This window comes from Kingella kingae (assembly GCF_900475905.1).
Classification (GTDB): Bacteria; Pseudomonadota; Gammaproteobacteria; order Burkholderiales; family Neisseriaceae; genus Kingella; species Kingella kingae.
The window spans coordinates 954146-973619 of the sequence record NZ_LS483426.1; the positions used below are offsets into that span (position 1 = coordinate 954146).

The 19474-nt window shown below is 48.4% G+C and carries 21 protein-coding genes; 18 read left to right on the plus strand and 3 right to left on the minus strand.

Annotated features, from left to right (window positions below):
* Positions 1-143: 143 nt before the first annotated feature.
* The 7 genes from DQN52_RS05140 (at position 144) to DQN52_RS05170 (ending at position 6166) form a co-directional block, all read left to right on the plus strand.
* Positions 144-959, plus strand: a complete 816-nt coding sequence (locus DQN52_RS05140) for a DsbC family protein (protein WP_003785588.1) — start codon at positions 144-146, stop codon at positions 957-959.
* A 199-nt stretch (positions 960-1158) separates the two neighbouring features.
* Positions 1159-1410, plus strand: coding sequence for a BolA family protein (locus DQN52_RS05145; RefSeq protein ID WP_003785591.1), 252 nt, complete (start codon positions 1159-1161; stop codon positions 1408-1410).
* 81 nt (positions 1411-1491) lie between these two features.
* On the plus strand, positions 1492-2400 hold the full coding sequence (locus DQN52_RS05150; protein WP_003785593.1) for a tyrosine-type recombinase/integrase: 909 nt from the start codon (positions 1492-1494) through the stop codon (positions 2398-2400).
* The gene (locus tag DQN52_RS05155; RefSeq protein WP_003785594.1) at positions 2397-2840 is read left to right on the plus strand and encodes a CopD family copper resistance protein; all 444 of its coding nucleotides are present in this window, start codon (positions 2397-2399) and stop codon (positions 2838-2840) included. The genes DQN52_RS05150 and DQN52_RS05155 overlap by 4 nt, the downstream gene beginning before the upstream one ends.
* Before the next feature lie 130 nt (positions 2841-2970).
* Positions 2971-3822 carry an SIS domain-containing protein gene (locus tag DQN52_RS05160; RefSeq protein ID WP_003785596.1) on the plus strand — a complete coding sequence of 284 codons (852 nt, stop codon included), beginning with the start codon at positions 2971-2973 and terminating at the stop codon, positions 3820-3822.
* Positions 3823-3877: 55 nt separating this feature from the next.
* Positions 3878-5551 carry a glucose-6-phosphate isomerase gene (pgi, locus tag DQN52_RS05165; RefSeq protein ID WP_003785598.1) on the plus strand — a complete coding sequence of 558 codons (1674 nt, stop codon included), beginning with the start codon at positions 3878-3880 and terminating at the stop codon, positions 5549-5551.
* A gap of 84 nt (positions 5552-5635) precedes the next feature.
* The gene (locus DQN52_RS05170; RefSeq protein ID WP_003785600.1) at positions 5636-6166 is read left to right on the plus strand and encodes a hypothetical protein; all 531 of its coding nucleotides are present in this window, start codon (positions 5636-5638) and stop codon (positions 6164-6166) included.
* 71 nt (positions 6167-6237) lie between these two features.
* On the opposite strand, the gene pseB is transcribed toward DQN52_RS05170, so the two are convergent.
* Both pseB and rfbD read right to left on the minus strand, forming a co-directional pair.
* Entirely contained in the window at positions 6238-7236 is a 999-nt protein-coding gene (gene pseB / locus DQN52_RS05175; protein WP_032827601.1) for a UDP-N-acetylglucosamine 4,6-dehydratase (inverting), read from the minus strand.
* Positions 7237-7317: 81 nt separating this feature from the next.
* Positions 7318-8187, minus strand: coding sequence for a dTDP-4-dehydrorhamnose reductase (rfbD, locus tag DQN52_RS05180; RefSeq protein WP_003785602.1), 870 nt, complete (start codon positions 8185-8187; stop codon positions 7318-7320).
* A 218-nt stretch (positions 8188-8405) separates the two neighbouring features.
* On the opposite strand from rfbD, the gene DQN52_RS05185 reads away from it, so the two are divergent.
* The 11 genes from DQN52_RS05185 to DQN52_RS05240 all read left to right on the plus strand — a co-directional run bounded on the left by DQN52_RS05185 (position 8406) and on the right by DQN52_RS05240 (position 17611).
* Positions 8406-8909, plus strand: a complete 504-nt coding sequence (locus DQN52_RS05185) for a hypothetical protein (RefSeq protein WP_003785603.1) — start codon at positions 8406-8408, stop codon at positions 8907-8909.
* 14 nt (positions 8910-8923) lie between these two features.
* Positions 8924-9589: a PspA/IM30 family protein gene (locus DQN52_RS05190; protein ID WP_003785604.1), complete on the plus strand. Its 666-nt coding sequence runs from the start codon at positions 8924-8926 to the stop codon at positions 9587-9589.
* Between the two features lie 68 nt (positions 9590-9657).
* On the plus strand, positions 9658-10143 hold the full coding sequence (locus DQN52_RS05195) for a hypothetical protein (protein WP_003785606.1): 486 nt from the start codon (positions 9658-9660) through the stop codon (positions 10141-10143).
* 157 nt (positions 10144-10300) lie between these two features.
* The gene (locus DQN52_RS05200) at positions 10301-10972 is read left to right on the plus strand and encodes an OB-fold-containig protein (RefSeq protein ID WP_032827665.1); all 672 of its coding nucleotides are present in this window, start codon (positions 10301-10303) and stop codon (positions 10970-10972) included.
* A gap of 117 nt (positions 10973-11089) precedes the next feature.
* Positions 11090-12808, plus strand: a complete 1719-nt coding sequence (locus tag DQN52_RS05205) for a flotillin family protein (RefSeq protein ID WP_003785613.1) — start codon at positions 11090-11092, stop codon at positions 12806-12808.
* A 200-nt stretch (positions 12809-13008) separates the two neighbouring features.
* Positions 13009-14478 (plus strand): pyruvate kinase, encoded by a 1470-nt coding sequence (gene pyk, locus DQN52_RS05210; protein WP_003785614.1) that lies wholly within the window; start codon positions 13009-13011, stop codon positions 14476-14478.
* Between the two features lie 242 nt (positions 14479-14720).
* On the plus strand, positions 14721-14891 hold the full coding sequence (locus DQN52_RS05215; RefSeq protein WP_230472154.1) for a cobalamin biosynthesis protein CobD: 171 nt from the start codon (positions 14721-14723) through the stop codon (positions 14889-14891).
* 24 nt (positions 14892-14915) lie between these two features.
* Positions 14916-15062: an acyltransferase gene (locus tag DQN52_RS05220; RefSeq protein WP_230471711.1), complete on the plus strand. Its 147-nt coding sequence runs from the start codon at positions 14916-14918 to the stop codon at positions 15060-15062.
* 234 nt (positions 15063-15296) lie between these two features.
* Positions 15297-16385: a pseudouridine synthase gene (locus DQN52_RS05225; RefSeq protein ID WP_032827602.1), complete on the plus strand. Its 1089-nt coding sequence runs from the start codon at positions 15297-15299 to the stop codon at positions 16383-16385.
* Between the two features lie 297 nt (positions 16386-16682).
* Complete coding sequence (locus DQN52_RS05235) at positions 16683-17180, plus strand: dihydrofolate reductase (RefSeq protein WP_003785622.1); 498 nt, start codon at positions 16683-16685, stop codon at positions 17178-17180.
* Complete coding sequence (locus DQN52_RS05240; RefSeq protein WP_003785623.1) at positions 17180-17611, plus strand: EamA family transporter; 432 nt, start codon at positions 17180-17182, stop codon at positions 17609-17611. Before DQN52_RS05235 ends, DQN52_RS05240 begins: the two co-directional genes overlap by 1 nt.
* Before the next feature lie 60 nt (positions 17612-17671).
* Here DQN52_RS05240 and dnaG read toward each other — a convergent pair whose 3' ends face one another.
* Positions 17672-19435, minus strand: coding sequence for a DNA primase (gene dnaG / locus DQN52_RS05245; protein ID WP_003785625.1), 1764 nt, complete (start codon positions 19433-19435; stop codon positions 17672-17674).
* Positions 19436-19474: the final 39 nt, after the last annotated feature.

Consider the following 19474-nt stretch of genomic DNA (forward strand, 5'->3'; position numbering starts at 1 on the left):
TCCAAAATAAAAAACAGGCGGATTTTGGCACGGTGCAGGCTGCCTGAAAAGTTTTTTTTGGTAAAAATTTGTGATTTGTTTGGCGTGTTTGGCTGGATTTTTGGTATATTTGCCAGCATTTTTTAAAACATTGGGTAGAGATAATGAAACACACCATTTGGACAACTTCAATTTTAACTATGGCGATTTTATCGGCTTGCGGACAAGCACCTGCGGCAAACGGTCAAGCAAAAGCACCTGCGCCAGCCGCAACCGCTGCCAAGCAGCCTGCACAAGTGGCAAAAGACGTGCCAGCCGATGTTGCCAAAACGATTACGCAAACGCTAGAAAGCCGCTATGCCGACCGTGGTTTGAAAATTACGGCGGTAAACAGCACGCCTGTGGCAGGTTTGTATGAAATCGTGGCAGGTGGCAACCAAATTGCCTACACCGATGCGACTGGACAACACATGTTGGTGGGCGATTTGATTGCCACCGCAGACGGACGCAGCTTAACCGAAGAGCGCAAAGCCGAATTAAGCGCGATTGACTTCAACAGCTTGCCTTTGGATTTGGCGATTAAAGAAGTGCGTGGCAATGGCGAACTAAAAGTAGCGGTGTTTTCCGATGCCGATTGCCCATTCTGCAAACGCTTGGAGCGCGAGTTCACCAAAATGAACAACGTAACCATTTACAACTTTATGATGCCGTTGGAATCACTACACCCCGATGCAGCGCGTAAAACCGTGCAGATTTTGTGCCAGCCGAACCCAACCCAAGCGTGGACGGAATGGATGCGCGAAGGCAAAATGCCGCCCAAAGTGGCTGAATGCGAAACCACGATGGCAAAAACAATGGCGTTGGGCGAACAGTTTGGCTTTAACGGCACACCAACGATTGTGTACCCAAATGGCAAAACCCAGAGCGGTGCTTTGACCATGCCGCATTTGGAACAGGCGATTAAAGCCAATCAAATTTAACCTGCCTACGGCATACCCTTTTATACCCAAATCAAAGATTTGGACAAAAGGGCAAAGCAGCCTGCAATTTATAGTGGATTAAATTTAGATTAGGACAAGGCGACAACGACCGCCGTGTATATCTAGTACATAAGGGAGTTGGCAACACTGTACTAATCTAAATTTAATTCACTATATATCAACAAAAGGAACAAAAACCATGTTATACCCAGAACAAGTTAAAGAAATGATTGAACAAGTTTTGCCCTGCGAACATTTAGTCGTAGAAGGCGATGGGCACCACTTTTTCGCGCAAATCGTGTCGCCAGCGTTTGAAGGCAAAGCACGTTTGGCACGTCATCGCTTGGTTAAAGACGGCTTGGCAGCGCAATTAGCCAGCAACGAATTGCACGCGTTGTCTATTGCAGTGGCGGCGACCCCTGTGGAATGGGCAGCGAAACAAGGTAGTTAAATTGCAAAAAAACAAATCAAAAGCAGCCTGCACATTTTTGCTACAATGTGCAGGCTGCTTTTTTGCATGATTTTTTGACCTATGACCACATCATTTTTTGCCCACACCGAAGCCTATTTGTTGCAACAAACGCAATTAAATCGTTCTGCGCACACGCTTGTCGCCTATCGCCGCGATTTGCAACAACTGCACACGCTGTTGTCCGAACAAAACACGCCACCCACGCGCCAAGATTTTTCACGCGCACTCAAAACGCTGTCGCAGCAAGGTTTAAACGCCAGCAGCTTGGCGCGAAAACTCACGGTTTGGAAGCAATATGCCCTGTATTTGTGCGATATAGGCTACTGGGAACATAGCCCTATTGCCACACTTCGCGCCCCCAAATTGCCGCAACGCTTGCCACGCGCCATAGACCGCGAACCGTTGGGCGCGCTGCTCAATCAATCGCCCGAATCCGATGACACGCTTGCCATTCGCGACCACGCCATTGTGGAATTGTTTTATGGCAGCGGACTGCGTTTGTCGGAACTTCGCGCACTCAATCTGCACGACATTGAATTAACCGCAGGCTGGGTCAGCGTGCAGGGCAAGGGCAACAAGCAGCGACAAGTGCCACTCACACGCCATTGCATTGACGCGCTGCACACTTGGTTGGCAAATTGCCCAGCCCAAAATGGCGAAACGGCTTTGTTTACAGGGCGATACGGCAGCCGATTAAGCACACGCCAAATCGCCAGCCGCTTGGCATTTTGGGCGGAACAACGCGGTAGCCTGCAACACATCACGCCACACATGCTGCGCCACAGTTTTGCAGGACATTTGTTGCAAGCATCGCAAGATTTACGCGCGGTGCAAGATTTGCTCGGACACAGCAGCTTATCCAGCACGCAAATCTACACCAAACTAGACCTAGACCATTTGGCGCAAGTGTACGACCAAGCGCACCCACGCGCCCGCCGTCAAACCACATCAACAAAGGACGAAAAATGAGCCAACTTTACCCTTGGGCGCACATTATTCATTTGTATTGCGCGATTGCATTTGTCGGCGGCGTGATTTTTGAAGCGTTGATTTTAAGCAGCCTGCACAGCAAGCAAATCTCAAAAGAAGCCAGACGCGAAGCCGAACGTGTGATTTCGCGCCGAGCGGTGCGCGTGATGCCGTTTATTGTGATTGGCGTGTTTTTGTCGGGTTTGACGATGTTGCATCGTTATGCCGATTTGTTGCGCGACCCGTTTGCCAGTTCGTTTGCGCTGCAACTGACGTTAAAACTGTGTTTGGCTGGTGGCGTGTTGCTGCACTTTTTGATTGCGGTGTACAAAATCCGCACGCAAACGCTCACAGTCAAATGGAGCAAATACATTCATTCGGCGGTGTTGGTGCAGATGTTGGGAATTGTGTTGCTGGCGAAAACGATGTTTTATGTTTGATGTAACACAGTGCAGGCTGCTTTTTTCCGACATTTGAGCGAATTTGTTGTTATACTACACGCCATATCAATAATCATGTGCGGCAACCTTTCAAAGCAGCCTGCACTTTTATTTTTGAAAGTCTACTTTTATGTTAAGCCAAATCAGCGAACAACTAGAATCTTTGTCAAGTGCAGAGCGCAAAGTCGCCGAAGTTGCCTTGGCAGAACCCAAATGGTTTGTCCACGCCGCGGTTGCTGAAATTGCCGAACGTGCCAAAGTATCACAGCCCACTGTTATCCGCTTTTGTCGCAGTCTAAACTACAAAGGGCTACCTGAATTCAAACTGTCGCTCTCGGCAAGCATCAGTCATTCTGGTTTGCCTTTTGTCCACGAAGAACTCAATACCGATGACGGCATGGGCGATGTCATGGAAAAAGTGTTGGGCAACACCGCCGCTGCTTTGTTGGGCGCGCGCCGTAGTCTCAAAGAAGACGAATTGGAAAATGCCATCGCTATGCTGACTCACGCTCGCCGTATCGAATTTTATGGTTTGGGCAACTCGGGCATTGTGGCGCAAGATGCGCAGCATAAATTTTTCCGTTTTGGTATTTCTACCGTTGCCTATTCCGACACCCACATTCAACTGATGGCGGCATCGGTATTGAGTTCGCACGATGTGTTGGTGGTGATTTCCAATTCAGGCTCGTCTATTGAGGTGCTCGATGCAGTGAGCATTGCCAAAGAAAACGGCGCACAAGTCATCGCCATTACACGCAGTGACAGCCCATTGGCACAGCTTGCCGACTGCGTGTTGGCGTTGGTGGTGCAAGAGGACAGCAACCGCTACACACCCATGATATCGCGCCTGCTGCAACTGGCGATTATTGACATTTTGGCGATTGGCTTGGCATTGCGTTTGGGCGAAACCGCCAGCCTGCAACTAGAAAAAGGCAAACGCAGCGTGCGCCGTCATCGTGTTGATGACGATTTGGTGGAATAAAAAGCAGCCTGCACATTTTTTTGATTTATTTTGATTGCATAACAAGGAAATCAATATGACCAACCCCACTCAACTTCCAGCATGGAAAGCCCTAGAACAAGATTTTGCCAACACCCAAAACAGCCACATGCGCGACTTGTTTGAACAAGACCCAGAACGCGCGCAACGCTATTGGTTACAAGTGGGCGGCATTAGCGTGGACTATTCCAAAAACCGTATCAACGACCAAATTTTGGCAGATTTAATTGAGCTGGCAAAACAAGCAGGCTTGCCAGAGCGTATGAAACAAATGTTTGGTGGCGAAAAAATCAACCAAACCGAAAACCGTGCCGTGTTGCACATTGCCTTGCGCAACCGCAGCAACCGCAAAATTGAAGTAGATGGCGAAGACGTGATGCACAAAGTAAACGCGGTATTACGCAAAATGGGCGATTTTACCCACGCCGTTCGCAGCGGCGAGTGGCTGGGCTACACCAATCAAGTCATCACAGATGTGGTCAACATCGGCATTGGCGGTTCGGATTTAGGGCCGTTGATGATGTGTACCGCGCTCAAATCGTTTGGACATCCACGCCTAAAAATGCACTTCGTGTCCAACGTGGACGGCGCACAAATGCGCGATGTGTTGGAGCAAGTTCACCCAGAAACGACTTTGTTCATCATCGCGTCCAAAACCTTTACCACGCAAGAAACGCTCACCAATGCCCACACTGCGCGTGAATGGTTCTTGCAGGAAGCCAGCGAACAAGACATCGCCAAACACTTTGTTGCCTTATCTACCAACACCAAAGCCGTTGCCGAATTTGGCATCGACACCGACCATATGTTTGAATTTTGGGATTGGGTAGGCGGACGATACAGCTTATGGTCAGCGATTGGCTTGCCGATTATGTTGTATTTAGGCGAACAAAATTTCATTGAATTGCTTGAAGGCGCACACTTGATGGACGAACACTTCATCAATACGCCATTGGAGCAAAACTTGCCTGCGTTGATGGGCTTGTTGGGCGTTTGGTACATCAATTTCTATGGTGCAGGCAGCCATGTGATTGCGCCATACAACCAACACTTGCACCGCTTGCCCAAATACATTCAGCAACTGGATATGGAATCCAACGGCAAACAAGTTCAAATGAATGGCACAGCCGTTCCAACCGACACAGGCCCAATCATTTGGGGCGAAACAGGCATCAACGGACAACACGCCTTCTTCCAACTGTTGCACCAAGGCACACACGTTACCCCGATTGACTTGATTGCCAGCTTGGAAAAACGCAGCAATTTGCCAGGGCACCACGAAATTTTGTTGTCCAACGTATTTGCCCAAGCCGAAGCGTTTATGCGCGGCAAAACACCAGATGAAGCGCGCGCCGAATTGCAAGCGCAAGGTTTGCCTGCCGACAAAATTGAAGCTCTTGTGCCACACAAAACATTCAGCGGCAACCGTCCAACCAATATGATTTTGTTGGATAAATTGACACCGCGCAATATGGGCAGCTTAATCGCCATGTATGAACACAAAGTCTTTGTACAAGGCGTGATTTGGGGCATTAACAGCTTTGACCAATGGGGCGTGGAACTGGGCAAACAACTTGCCAAAACCATTTTGGCAGAACTGACTGGTGATGTTGAACCGCAACAACACGATGCATCAACCGCACGTTTGATTCGCTTGTACCGTCAAGCCAACTGCGCCGAAGACGGCACTTGTGCGCTATTTGAGAGCTAATGCTATAATGACGACACGCTACCTAAATCAATTTAGGTAGCGTGTTTTATTATTGATTGATACACACATATAATGGGTTGATTTATGTCATTTTTCAAAAAATTATTCCAAAACCCAAGCGAAAACGAAACGATGCAGGCTGCTTTTGTACCCAATGCAGAACCTGAACTTACTGTGGCAAAACATTCATACGAACTCACGCCGCACAACCCAGCTATGCAGCAAATTTTCAAAGATTCGCTGACACATTTTAGCGATTGCCAAGCCATTGCCTGTGTGGATATTTTGACTCGACAACTGGTAGCAATGGAAGCCAGTGCGACTTTGCCCGATGATGTTTTGGCGTTGGTTGCCAGTGCCACCACTGATGTATTTACCGTGCCGACTATGCTGCAAGTGGCAGAAATTTTCCGTGCTAATAGTGGTTTGCAACAAGAGCGTGCCAGCTTCAACGAAATTATTGTAACAGGCAATGGCACGGTGTATTTTTTGATTCGCTTGCCACATCATCATCACTTGGTGTGCGTGTTTTCTTGCAATGACGATGGTAATACGTTTGGTATGATGCTGCACGAAGCGCGCGCAATGATTCCGCAAATTGAAGCGACTTTGTAAATTAAATGGTCTAAATAATAAAAGTGCAGGCTGCTTTGAATTATTTTCAAAGCAGCCTGCACTTTTATTATTTAAATATTGCCAATTTTATGCTGATTCGCCGCCACCCACGCTTGCAATTCTGCCGCGCTCATCCATTCAGGATTATTGTCGCTGGCATACACAAAACCTTCCGCCACTTTCTTGCCGTCCTTAATGCGTTCGGGCGTTTCGTCCCAGCCGTTAATCGCAGGCAAAATTTTGAAATGTTCCGCATATTCATAAGTGTGGAACGAATCTTCCGCGCTAATCATTTGTTCGTGCAATTTTTCGCCAGGGCGAATGCCGATGATTTCCTGCTTGCATTCAGGCGCGATTGCCGTTGCCAAATCGCTCACTTTCATAGACGGAATTTTTTTCACATAAATTTCGCCGCCAACCATATCATCAAACGTATGCCAAACCAATTCTACGCCTTGTTCCAACGAAATCATAAAGCGCGTCATGCGGTCGTCGGTAATCGGCAACACGCCCTTATCGCGAATATTCAAGAAAAACGGAATCACCGAACCGCGCGAACCCATGACATTGCCATAACGCACCACGGCAAAACGGCTGCCATGTTCGCCCGAATACGCATTGCCTGCCACAAATAATTTATCCGAAGCCAATTTAGTCGCGCCATACAAATTCACAGGGCTACTGGCTTTATCCGTTGAAAGTGCCACGACTTTTTTCACGCCCTTGTCAATGCAAGCGTCAATTAAATTCATCGCGCCGTTAATATTCGTTTTCACGCATTCAAACGGATTGTATTCTGCGGTTGGCACGATTTTGGTTGCGGCAGCATGAACCACATAATCCACGCCGTCCAAAGCGCGATATAAGCGGTCTTTGTCGCGCACATCGCCAATGAAAAAACGCACCCGTTTATCGCCTTGAAATTTCTTTGCCATTTCCCATTGTTTCATTTCATCGCGCGAGAAGATGATGATTTTTTTGGGATTGTATTTTTCTAATGTCATGGGGACAAAAGTGTTGCCAAACGAACCTGTACCGCCCGTTACCAAAATGGTTGAATTGCTTAACATATTGAGTTCCATAAAATAAATAAAATAAAAAACAAAAGCAGCCTGCAATCTGAATAAAGTGCAGGCTGCTTTTTATATCGTTTATGCGGTTTTTGCCAATAAAGTTTGCACAACGTGTTTGAGTGCGCTTTGCCAATCCGATGGTTCGTAGCCCAAGGCGCGAATTTTGTCGCACGATAAAACGGAATAGGGCGGACGTGGCGTGTGTTCGTTTTCGGGCGCAGGTATCTCAACAACGGTGGTTTCCAATGGGCGCACCGCTTGAATCATTTTGACCACGGTTTGAGCAAATTCCAAACGATTAACCGCTTTGTCGCCGCAATAGTGGTAAATGCCACGCGGTGCGGTTTGACATTGCGCCAAGTTAATCATCAAACGCGCCAAATCGCCTGCATAAGTAGGGCAGCCGATTTTGTCGCTGGGCGTGGCAACCGAGCCAGCAAGTGCTTGTTCCATGACACGTTTAACAAAATTGTTGCGGTTGTCGCCGTGTTCTGAAAACACCCAAGACGAGCGCACAATAATGCTGGCTGGGTTGCTGGACAACGCCAATAATTCGCCTGCTAATTTGGATTTGGCGTAGGTAGAAAGAGGATTGGTGTAGTCGTTTTCGGTGTAGGGCATGCGTTTTTGACCGTCAAACACATAATCGCTAGACAAGTGAATAAAGCGAATGCCTGCACGAGCGGCGGCTTCTGCCAAAATGCGTGTACCTTCGGCATTTACCGCGAAAACGTGTTCTTTGTCGCATTCGGCAGCTTCCAAGTTGGTGTAGCCTGCGGCGTTGATGATGACATCGGGTTCAAAATTGCTCACCATATTGGCAACCGCTTTGGCATCGGTAATGTCTAGCGTGTTGGAATCGGCGGCAATCATTTCCCAATGTTCGGGTTTTTGTTGTTTGATGCAGCGTCCGACTTGTCCGTTTGCGCCTGTCAGTAAAATTCGCATGGCTAATCCTTGACTAAAAACAATAAAAAAATAAGGGCGATTATAGCAGCGTTGCAGGGGCTTTGCGTGAAAAAATCGCAACAAGCAGCCTGCACTTTGTATGCAAATTATTTTGTTTTTAAACAGCTAGTTATGTTTTATTTTGTGCATGCTGCTTGTGTTTTGTATTCGTTTTGTATATATTTGCATATAAATAAATTCAAGTGTAGGTTTTGTGTATGTCAAATACCAGTAATCGTATTCCATTAAGCGTACGAATTGACCAAGAAGATGCCGATTTCATCGCACAGTTGCAAATAGACGGCGCAAGCACGCCATCGGAAAAAATCCGCGAATTGCTCAAACAAGCGCGTTTGGCGCACGAGCAAGAACGCGATTATGCCCACGCACTCGACACGATGGAGCGATTTGTGTATGCCGCCAAACACAGCGTGTTGCACAGCGAAAAAGAATTGGGCGTACATTCGGCGATTTTGGCGCGATTGTTTGAACAGTTGCCCGATTTGGCGGCAACTTTGGTAGCGGATTTGCCCGACAATGCCGATTTGGCGGCATTGCGCGAATACGAGCAAAAAGCAATGTGGCGCATTGTGCGTTTAATGGACGCGATGTTGCAGCTTGCAGTAGTGGGTAAGGGTGCGGCGTATGATGATGAAGTGTTGGCGCAGCTGAACAATACTTTGCGTTTGGCGGACATTGTTCGTCAGGCGCGACAAATGTAAACAGGAGAAAAAATATGAGCGAATCTTTGGCACGCCGAGTGGGGCGATTGGTAAGCGGTGGTTTTCATGCGGTGTTGGACGCGGCGGAAAATTGTGCGCCCGAAGCCGTGATGCAAGAAAACGTGCGCGAATTGGAACGGGCGATTGACGAAGTGCGAACCGAGTTGGGCAAAGTGTTGGCACAAAAACATTTAACCGCAAAAAAATTGGCAGACGAAAACAATCAGCACGAAACCTTGGCAGAACAAATTGCGTTGGCGGTGCAATCGGGGCGCGATGATTTGGCGCAGGCTGGCATCGCACAGCAGCTAGACATTGAAGCGCGTGTGCCTGTGTTGGAAAACAGTTTGGCGGATTTGGGTTCGCAAGAGCGCGAATTGGACGCTTTTGTGGCGGCATTGCTGGCAAAACAGCGCGAAATGCAGGCTGCTTTGCACGATTGGCAACGCTCGCAAGCCGCCGCGACTGGGGTGGCATTGAATGGTACGAGTGCTGATAAAATTGCTCAAATTGCCCGTGCAGCCAGCAAAAGCGGCGACAGTTTTAATCGCGTGATGCAGCGACAAGGTGGCGTTCCTGTTGTCGAACAAGTCAATGCCGCCGCCTTACAAGATTTGGCAGATTTAAGTCGCAAAGCCCAAATTGAAGCACGTTTGGCAGCTTTGAAATCGGGTAAATAGGCGCGTATAGTGCAGGCTGCTTTTGTAAGCATTGTTTCATTTATCAACACAAAACGGAGTAAACAAAAATGTTCAATCAAATGCGTAACTGGGTTCGTAGCATCATGTTGGTGGCAGCGAGTGTCTTGCTATTGTCGGCGTGTGGCAGCCCCGAAAAATCCGACTTAATCGCCATTGCTAAAGTCATGGCAGACACGGGCTACACACCGCAAATGAACCAAGTTTATCAACAACGTTTGCAAGGCGTGAAAAACGAAGAAGAAGCCAAAGTCATCGTAAACGAAATGCTTGCGATTTTTGAAAAAGTGCCAGCAGGTTTGAACGCCCTATCGCTCAAAACAGACGAAGGTAAAGCCATTCGCAATGACTTGGCGCAAGGCATGCAACAAGTGTTAGAAGGCACACGCGCCGCCATGACCCTATCGCCACAAGACCAAGCAGGCGTATTGGCGGCGCAAAAGAAAATCATGGCAGGGCAACAACAACTGATGCAAGGTCAAAACAAATTCATGGTTGCCGCAGGACGCGAAGGTTTGGAAACAGATAAAAAATAACGCTTAAACATGCCTAAATGGGCAAAGCAGCCTGCACATTCATTGCCCATTTTCATACGAGTCAGAGCATGGAGTATCGCCGCCATACCCACTCTTTGTGTCGCTAATGGCAACGTGTGCAGGCAACATCATCAACCCCAAAAAGGAAAACCCAACCATGTGGACATTGATTCAGGCTTCCGAAACCCGACTGTTTGGCATTGCATTAGCCGTCATGATATTGCTGGGCGTGTTGGAATGCGTGTCGCTGATGTTGGGCGACGCGAGCGATTGGCTAGACAGCCTGTTGCCCGATAGCCTAACCGATGCCACATCGCCCGAATTAACGATAGATGTCGACACAGGCAGCACCGTTATCCGCTTTTTAAGCTGGCTCTATGTGGGCAAATTGCCTTTGTTGATGTGGTTGGTGGTGTTTTTGTTGGTGTATGGTCTAACAGGTTACGCCGTGCAGGCTGCTTGGTTTGTCCTGTTTACAGGCTGGTTGCCGATGTGGCTTGCCGCCATAGCGGCGTGGTTGGTGGCATTGCCTGTGGTGCGCGTGTTGGCACAAGGTTTACATCGTGTGTTGCCCAAAGACGAAAGCACTGCGCAGGCTTCGGCAGATTTGGTTGGACGCGTGGGCGTAGTGGTGTTGGGACGTGCCAGCAGCGAACAAGCCGCACAAGTTCGCGTTAAAGACGTATTTGGGCAGCAGCACTATGTCATGGCAAAAGCCGATGGTGCAGACGATTTGTTGCAAGGCAGCTCGGTGTTGCTGGTGTCGCAGGAAAACGGACAATTTCGCGCGATTGCCAATCCCAATCCGCATTTAAAGAGTAATGTATGAGCGGCAAGAAAATAGTGCAGGCTGCTTGTTTAGCTTGATTATGTAACTTGGGGCGCGACCCAATTTAATATGATATTTAAATGATTTTTGTAACCCAAACATAAAGGAAAAAAGACAATGGGCTTGATTGAAATTATGGTGGTGGCTGGCATTATTTTGGTGGCTTTGGTGGTGTTGGGCTTGATTCTGACGCGCTTGTATCGCCGAGCCAGCAAGGAAGTGTCGTTTGTGCGAACAGGTTGGCGCGGCGAAAAAGTCATCATGAATGGCGGTGCGCTGGTGTTGCCTGTGTTGCACGAAGTGATTCCTGTGAACATGAACACGCTGCGTTTGGAAGTGCGCCGCGAAGCCAATCAAGCCTTGATTACGCGCGACCGTATGCGTGTTGATGTCACCGCAGAATTTTATGTGCGCGTGAAGCCGACATCGGAAAGCATTGCCACTGCCGCACAAACATTGGGCATGAAAACCATGTCGCCCGACCAATTAAAAGAATTGGTAGAAGGCAAATTTGTGGACAGTTTACGCGCCGTTGCTGCCGAAATGGCAATGGAAGAACTGCACGAAAAACGTGTGGATTTTGTACAAAAAGTGCAGCAAGTTGTGTCGGAAGATTTGTATAAAAACGGTTTGGAATTGGAAACCGTGTCTTTGACTGGCTTGGACCAAACGTCTTTTGAGTTTTTCAATCCACAAAATGCGTTTGACGCAGAAGGTTTGACCAAATTGACCGAAACGATTGAAGTGCGTCGCAAAAAGCGTAACGACATCGAACAAGATACCGATTTGGCGATTCGCAGCAAAAATTTGGAAGCCGAGCGTAGTCGTTTGCAGATTTTGCGCGAAGAAGAATACGCAAAATTGGAGCAAGAACGCGAAATTGCTTTGCGCCGTGCCGAACAAGAAGCCAGTATTGCCGAGCAAGAAGCAGCTAAAAAACGCGAAGCCGAAGAAGCCAAAATTGCAGCAGAGCGTGAAGTCGATTTGAAACGCATTGCCGCAGAGCGCGATATTAAAAACGAAGACATTCGCAAAGCCCAAGCGGTTGAGCAAGCCGAAGTGGAACGCCGCAAAGCGATTGAGTTGGCAGAACAAGACCGTGCGATTGCCGTAGCCGAAAAATCACGCGCCGAAAGTGAAGCCAAAGCCGAAGCCGACAAGGCGCGTGCCGCAGCGGTGCGCGAAGAAGAAAGTGTGGTAACGGTGCGCGAAACCGAACGCGCAGAACGCGCCAAAGCGGTGGAATTGATTGCAGCACAAGAAGCAGCGCAAAAAGAAGCGATTGCCTTGACAGTAGCAGCCGAAGCCGAAAAACAAGCCGCGATTGATCGCGCCGAAGCCTTACGCATTGCCGCCGAAGCCGAAGCCGCGCAAAGCCGCCTACGCGCACAAGGTGAAGCCGATGCCAAAGTGCTGTTGGCACAAGCGCAAGAGCAGCAATACAAGGTTGATGCTGAAGGTGCGCGTGCGGTAAACGAAGCGGCAAATGTGTTGAGCGTGGAGCAAATTGAAATGCAAATCCGCTTGGCATTGTTGCGCCACTTGCCTGATATTATTCGCGAAAGCGTGCGCCCAATGGAGCAAATTGACGGCATTAAGATTTTGCATGTTGATGGCTTGGGCGGTGTTGGACAAAACAGCGCAAGCAGCCTGCACCCAGACGCAGCCGCCTCGCAAGGCAATTTGGCAGACCAAATGGTAAACAGCGCATTGCGTTATCGCAGCCAAGCCCCGTTGGTGGACAATTTGCTCAAAGAAATCGGCTTGAATGGCTCGGATATCAACGGTTTGACGCAAAATTTGACCAGCCAAGTGGTTGAGCAGCGCGGCGAGTAATCTTTGTGATTAAAAAAGCAGCCTGCACTTCGTAAACAAAAAGTGCAGGCTGCTTTTGATTGTATTGATGTAGTCTTATGTAATTTATAACAAAATAATCGCTTCAAACAAATAAATAAGCGATTTAAATCCCCTAAATTACTTTAAAAACTGTTATAATCCTACAAAAATACACCCCCCATTTGATTGAAGGAAACAACATGACAGCTTTAAAACGCGATTTAACCCGTATTCGCCACAACACCAAAATCGTGGCAACCTTGGGCCCAGGCAGCAACAATGTAGATTTATTGCGCGACATGATTACCATTGGTGCATTGAATGTGGTGCGCTTCAATTTTAGCCATGGCACCCCCGAATTTCACGAAGGCAACGCGCAAATCGTGCGCGAAGCCGCGCGTCAAGCAGGGCGAGAAATCGCCATTATGGCAGATTTGCAAGGCCCAAAAATCCGCGTATCCAAATTGGTGGGCGGTTTTATTGAAGTGCAAGCTGGCGAAAAATTGCTGTTTGATGCCGCTTTGGAAGGCGAAGGCAGCCGCGAGCGCGTGGGTTTGGACTACCGCGAATTGCCCAACGATGTGAAAGCAGGCGATGTGTTGCTGCTGGACGATGGCTTGCTAACCGTTACCGTAGAAAAAGTAGTCGGCAGCGAAATCCATACCATTTGCAACAACAACCATGTGTTAAAAAACAATAAAGGCATCAACAAACAAGGTGGTGGCTTGTCGGCTGGCGCGTTTACTGAAAAAGATTTCCGCGATTTAAAAACCGCCGTTAAGATTGGTTGCGATTACTTGGCAGTGAGCTTTGTTAAAAACGCCGAAGATATGAAAATTGCGCGTGATGCCGTTGCCGAAGAGTGCGCGAAATTGGGTCAAACCATTCAACCTGGTTTGGTGGCAAAAATTGAGCGCATTGAAGCGATTGAAAACTTGGACGCAATTATTGAAGCGTCTGACGGCATTATGGTAGCGCGTGGCGATTTGGCGGTAGAAGTGGGCAATGCAGCCGTGCCAGCTTTGCAAAAACGCATGATTCGCCGTGCGCGTGAATTGCGCCGTTTCAGCATCACCGCAACGCAAATGATGGAAAGCATGATTACCAACCCTGTGCCAACTCGTGCCGAAGTGAGCGATGTGGCAAACGCGGTGTTGGACGGCACAGATGCGGTGATGTGTTCTGCTGAAACCGCAGTGGGCGAATACCCATTTGAAACCGTGCGCCAAATGGCATTGATTTGCGCTGCTGCCGAACGCGAGCAAGATTCACTGGTGGGCGTTGCCGACCACATGGAAGAAACCTATCGCGTTGACCATGCGATTGCCAGCGGTGCGGTGCATATGGCACGTCATACCAATGCCAAAGCGATTGTGGCTTTGACCGAAAGCGGCACAACGGCATTCCAAATCAGTCGTTATGGCATTCAAATTCCAATTTACGCGCTAACCCCTAGTACCCAAGCGCAACGCCGTATGGCAATGTATCGCGGTGTTCGTCCGTTGCAACTGGCAACCAGTACCGACCGCGATACCGCATTGCTTGAAGTGGAAGCCTTGCTCAAAGAGCGCGAAGTGTTCAAAGCAGGCGACCAATACATCATTACCAGCGGTTCGCATATGCGCGAAAGCGGCAGCACCAATACGCTGCAAGTGATGACGGTGGCGTAATCTCCCATTTTGGTAAACCCCAGATTTGAGTTATTTTCCTAGTTTGCAGATAATGCATGGAAATAAACTCCAAATCTGGGGTTTTTTCTATGGAATTGAAATCATCATGAATAATCACACCATTATCCTGTTGCTTGCCGCCACATTTTGCACTGCCATTGCCGCTTTATTGTGCGCCTGATTATTCAAGCAGCCTGCAACATCGCACAACCGCAGTCATCAGCTAGACGGCTTGCGTGGCGGTGTGGATTATTTCTTCGCACGCAAGCATACCGCCAGCCTTGGCAAAGTGGGATAGCGCAAAAATTGCCGATTGGTTGATTTTGGGTAATAGTCCATTGCGTTATTATTGGCCGTTTATTTTGGTGTTGCCAGCGGTGCTGTTTGTCAAACCAATTCAATGGCTTATGTAAACGTGGGAGCAGTGACTTTTGCTGGTGATTTGGTTTGGCTTTGTCGCGCACGGTTACAGTTTTGCTAATCTATTGAATTATCGCGGATTAACCAAGCTGGGCGATTTGAGTTACGCGATTTATTTGCTGCATGGCATGGTCATTTTTATGTGGTTTGGCGTATTTGGGTAATCGCTATATTGAAATGCCGTTTGCACGAAAGAGAAAATAGAGTGCAGGCTGCTTTTGGAGTACAATCCGCTTTTTTAACCAATCCTGTCGCGCAAGCCACAGAAGAATTTTTCGGGCAGACTTTGAACACGCGATATTTCTCCCTCTCCTGTGGGAGAGGGTTGGGGATTGCTGTCAATAGGAAATTTCTATCGTGCATTCAAAAGCAGCCTGCAAAATTACGGAGCATTTAAAATGAGTAAAAATCAACCCCAATCTAAACGCGAATTTCGCGATGGCGTGAGCAGCAAAAAGCCTGCTCGCAAACCGCAAAAACCTGTTTCAAGCAGCCTGCAACGTCCATATCGTGCCGAAAACGAATCTGCCGAAAACGCGAAACCACGCGCCAAACGCGGTGCAGCTCGCCACGAAAAATCTTATATTTCCGAACCCAAAGAATACGCCACCATGCCCAAACAACGCGCCAGCAAAGCGCGTAAACTGGTGGTGCGTGCGCCCAATCAAAAAATGCAAGAGCGGGTGCAAGAGTTGCGCGAAAAACGCACCGATTTGTCGCGCATTGAGCCTGAACGCTTGCAAAAAGTGTTGGCGGCTTCGGGCGTGGGTTCGCGCCGTGAAATGGAAGAGTGGATTAACAATGGCTGGGTGCAAGTCAATGGGCGCGTGGCGACATTGGGCGAAAAAGTGTCGCCCGATGACCAAGTTACCGTCAAAGGCAGCGCGATTAAATTGAAATGGGCTGACCGCTTGCCGCGTATCATCTTGTATTATAAGCAAGAAGGCGAAATTGTATCGCGCGATGACCCACAAGGGCGCGTGAGTATTTTTGACCGTTTGCCACAGGCGGCAAGTTCGCGTTGGGTGGCGATTGGGCGGCTGGATATTAACACAAGTGGTTTGTTGATTTTGACGACTTCGGGCGAATTGGTGCAACGTTTTGCCCACCCAAGTTTTGAAGTAGAGCGTGAATACGCGGTGCGTGTGTTGGGCGAATTGTCGCCAGAACAAATGAACGATTTATGCGAAGGCGTGATGTTGGAAGACGGCTTGGCAAAAGTGGAACGCATCTACGAACAGGGTGGTGAAGGCGTAAACAAGTGGTACAACGTCATCATCAAAGAAGGTCGCAACCGCGAAGTGCGCCGTTTGTTTGAAAGTCAAGGTGTTACTGTAAGCCGTTTGGTGCGCGTGGGATTTGGCCCGATTGGTTTGCCAAATCGTTTGAAGCGCGGTCAGTTTTACGAATTGAATCCTGCGGAAGTGGCGAATATTTTGAAATGGGCGGATATGTTGCTGCCTGGCGAGCGTCGTCGCCGTAAATAATACAAAAAAGCAGCCTGCACTTTTTCAATATTATCAGGAATAATTCGATGAAATTCCGAAACAAAGATATTGTTCTCTGGTTGATTTTTACCATAGCCATCAATTTTTTTCCCAATACTGAATACAATCCAACAGGTACGGGGCAATATTGGTATGTTGATGACCCATTGCATACTTATGCACGAACGATATTGCCTTGTATTATGTTGATTTTATTGATTTATAATAGATGGAAAGAGAAATAAATTTTCAGTAAGTGCAGGCTGTTTTTGTTACTTTAATCTAGCGAACAATATCATGCAAAAAATCACACTGGTTGCCGCATTGGCACAAAATCGCGTTATTGGCGCAAACAACGACATTCCATGGCACATTCCCGAAGATTTTGCGTTTTTCAAGCAATACACATCGGGCAAACCCGTCATCATGGGGCGCAAAACGTGGGACAGTTTACCGCGTAAACCTCTGCCCAATCGGCGCAACATCGTCATCACGCGCCAAGCAAATTGGCAGGCAACAGGCGCAGAAGTGCAGGGCGATGTGCAGGCTGCTTTGCAATCTTGCGCCGATGCACCCGAAATCATCATCATGGGCGGCGCACAAATTTATGCCCAAGCCCTGCCGTTTGCCACCGATTTGCGCCTGACCGAAATCGCCTTGTTGCCGCAGGGCGACACGCATTTTCCCGAATTTGCGCCACAAGAATGGTGTGAGCAATCGCGCGAATCTTGCGTATCGCAAAATGGTATCGCGTTTGATTTGGTACATTATCAACGAGTTACGGGAAATCAATAATGGTTATGCAAACATGGTTTTACTGGGCGTTGGCATCGGCAATTTTTGCTGCCATGACCGCGATTTTCGCTAAAATGGGCTTGCAAGGTATTGACTCCGATTTCGCGACTTTTATCCGCACCTTGGTGATTATCGCCGCGTTGTCCTTGTTTTTGAGCTACACGGGCAAATGGCAATCGCCCAGCAGCTTGTCGGCAAAAAATTGGCTGTTTCTGATTTTGTCGGGCTTGGCAACGGGCGCATCTTGGTTGGCGTATTTCAAAGCCCTGCAACTAGGCAACGCATCGCAAGTCGCGCCTGTGGACAAATTCAGTTTGGTGCTGGTCGCGATTTTTGCCGTATGGTTTTTGGGCGAAAAACCCAGCGCACAAGAATGGTTGGGCATCGGATTGGTCGCAGCTGGCGTGTTGGTATTGGCGTTTAAGCGATAAATCAAAAAGATAAAGTGCAGGCTGCTTTTTCGTTTTTTTTGCCGATAAAAGCAGCCTGCACTATTTCATCATCACCAACTGCACCAACAATCGCTTTTCGTCTGCCGATAAATTCTCTTTTTGGCGCAAGCGATTGATTTGCGCGGTTTTCAAATCCAAAGTCAAACGAGTCATACCGTCTTGAAATTCTTGGCATTTTGCTGGGCTGTTGTCGCTGATTTCCTGTTCGTCTTGCATGGTGTGGCGGCAAATAAACGTCAGGATTTCATCGTGCGCCGAATCGCGGAAATACTCCAAAGCGCGAGACATGGTCGCATTAGGGTGCTCGCGATAGAATTTCGCCAACGCCACCAAACACGCATATTCGCTATCCAGCGCAAAATAATCGGGAAACGCCACATATTGCGCCCATTTTTCGTTGAGCAATAAAGTACGAATTTGCTTTTGTATCAAAGAAATAGCCGCTGTTGGACGAGAACTTTCGCGCGGTAATTTATACGATTTCGCTTCCACATGACGGCGCGGCGCGGCCTGCCCCATTAAATACGCCAAATTGCTCGGGTCAATGCCTGTTTTCGCCGACAATTCCTGTTTCAGCAAATACGCCAGCGCAGAGGCTTGGGTAATCTGATTCAACAAAGGCGTAGCGTGGTTGACCAATTCCGCCTTGCCCTCCTGCGTGTGCATATCCAAATTTGCCGTTAGCGCGTCCCAAAAATACGCCGAAAGCGGCTTACTCTCGTGCAACAACGCTTCTTCAAATCGCGCCTTGCCAAATTCACGCACAAAGCTGTCGGGGTCGTGTTCTTCGGGTAAAAACAGAAAATTCAACGACTTATCATCTTTTAATTGCGGCAACGCATTTTCCAACGCTCGCCACGCCGCCTTACGCCCAGCTGCGTCGCCGTCAAAGCAAAAGTAAACGCTATCTGTTTGACGGAACAGCATTTTAATGTGGTCGGCAGTCGTTGCCGTTCCCAACGCCGCCACCGCGTAGCCCACGCCAAATTGTGCCAACGCCACCACGTCCATATAGCCTTCCACGACTAAAATACGCCCAACATCTTTAATCGCCTGACGTGCTTCGTACAAACCGTATAAATTTTTCCCCTTATCAAACAATGGTGTATCAGGTGAATTGAGATATTTCGGCTTGCTGTCGTCCAACACGCGCCCACCAAAACCAATCACTTGACCGCTCACATTGCGAATCGGAAACATCAAACGATGACGGAAACGGTCGTAATGCTTGCCTTCGTTGTCCAACACCATGCCGCTATCCACCAACGGCGCGGATGGATACGGCTGAAAAATCTGCGCGAGCGGCTGCCAACCGTCAGGTGCATAACCAATGCCGTAGTGTTCCGCGATTTCACGCGACAAACCGCGTTTTTTCACATAATCAATGGCTTGTTGATTTTGCGGTAATTGTTGGCGATAAAATTCACAGGCTGCCTGAACGATGTTTTCCAGCGTTTGTTGTTGCTGTTTTCGGGCGGCGCGTTGGGCGGTGCTTTCGGACGTTTCGCTGCGAACATTTGGCACGGTCATGCCCACGCGGTCGGCGAGCATTTGCACCGCTTCCACAAACGAAAGCCCTTGATGTTCCATAACAAAACCAATCGCTGAACCATGCGCCCCACAGCCAAAACAATGGTAAAATTGTTTGGTTGGGCTGACTGAAAAGCTGGGCGATTTTTCTTTGTGAAACGGACAACACGCCATGTAATTCGCGCCGCCTTTTTTGAGCGGTACATATTGGTCAATAATATCAACAATATCGGTGCGAGCAAGCAAGTCGTCTATAAATTCGTGCGGTATCATGGTTGGGTGTAAATAATCAAAAGAGCCGTATTATACAAA

Coding starts and splice junctions, on each gene's coding strand:
- DQN52_RS05140 (WP_003785588.1), top strand. CDS start 144: ATGAAACACACCATTTGGACAACTTCAATTTTAACTATGGCGATTTTA.
- DQN52_RS05145 (WP_003785591.1), top strand. CDS start 1,159: ATGTTATACCCAGAACAAGTTAAAGAAATGATTGAACAAGTTTTGCCC.
- DQN52_RS05150 (WP_003785593.1), top strand. CDS start 1,492: ATGACCACATCATTTTTTGCCCACACCGAAGCCTATTTGTTGCAACAA.
- DQN52_RS05155 (WP_003785594.1), top strand. CDS start 2,397: ATGAGCCAACTTTACCCTTGGGCGCACATTATTCATTTGTATTGCGCG.
- DQN52_RS05160 (WP_003785596.1), top strand. CDS start 2,971: ATGTTAAGCCAAATCAGCGAACAACTAGAATCTTTGTCAAGTGCAGAG.
- pgi (WP_003785598.1), top strand. CDS start 3,878: ATGACCAACCCCACTCAACTTCCAGCATGGAAAGCCCTAGAACAAGAT.
- DQN52_RS05170 (WP_003785600.1), top strand. CDS start 5,636: ATGTCATTTTTCAAAAAATTATTCCAAAACCCAAGCGAAAACGAAACG.
- pseB (WP_032827601.1), bottom strand. CDS start 7,236: ATGTTAAGCAATTCAACCATTTTGGTAACGGGCGGTACAGGTTCGTTT.
- rfbD (WP_003785602.1), bottom strand. CDS start 8,187: ATGCGAATTTTACTGACAGGCGCAAACGGACAAGTCGGACGCTGCATC.
- DQN52_RS05185 (WP_003785603.1), top strand. CDS start 8,406: ATGTCAAATACCAGTAATCGTATTCCATTAAGCGTACGAATTGACCAA.
- DQN52_RS05190 (WP_003785604.1), top strand. CDS start 8,924: ATGAGCGAATCTTTGGCACGCCGAGTGGGGCGATTGGTAAGCGGTGGT.
- DQN52_RS05195 (WP_003785606.1), top strand. CDS start 9,658: ATGTTCAATCAAATGCGTAACTGGGTTCGTAGCATCATGTTGGTGGCA.
- DQN52_RS05200 (WP_032827665.1), top strand. CDS start 10,301: ATGTGGACATTGATTCAGGCTTCCGAAACCCGACTGTTTGGCATTGCA.
- DQN52_RS05205 (WP_003785613.1), top strand. CDS start 11,090: ATGGGCTTGATTGAAATTATGGTGGTGGCTGGCATTATTTTGGTGGCT.
- pyk (WP_003785614.1), top strand. CDS start 13,009: ATGACAGCTTTAAAACGCGATTTAACCCGTATTCGCCACAACACCAAA.
- DQN52_RS05225 (WP_032827602.1), top strand. CDS start 15,297: ATGAGTAAAAATCAACCCCAATCTAAACGCGAATTTCGCGATGGCGTG.
- DQN52_RS05235 (WP_003785622.1), top strand. CDS start 16,683: ATGCAAAAAATCACACTGGTTGCCGCATTGGCACAAAATCGCGTTATT.
- DQN52_RS05240 (WP_003785623.1), top strand. CDS start 17,180: ATGGTTATGCAAACATGGTTTTACTGGGCGTTGGCATCGGCAATTTTT.
- dnaG (WP_003785625.1), bottom strand. CDS start 19,435: ATGATACCGCACGAATTTATAGACGACTTGCTTGCTCGCACCGATATT.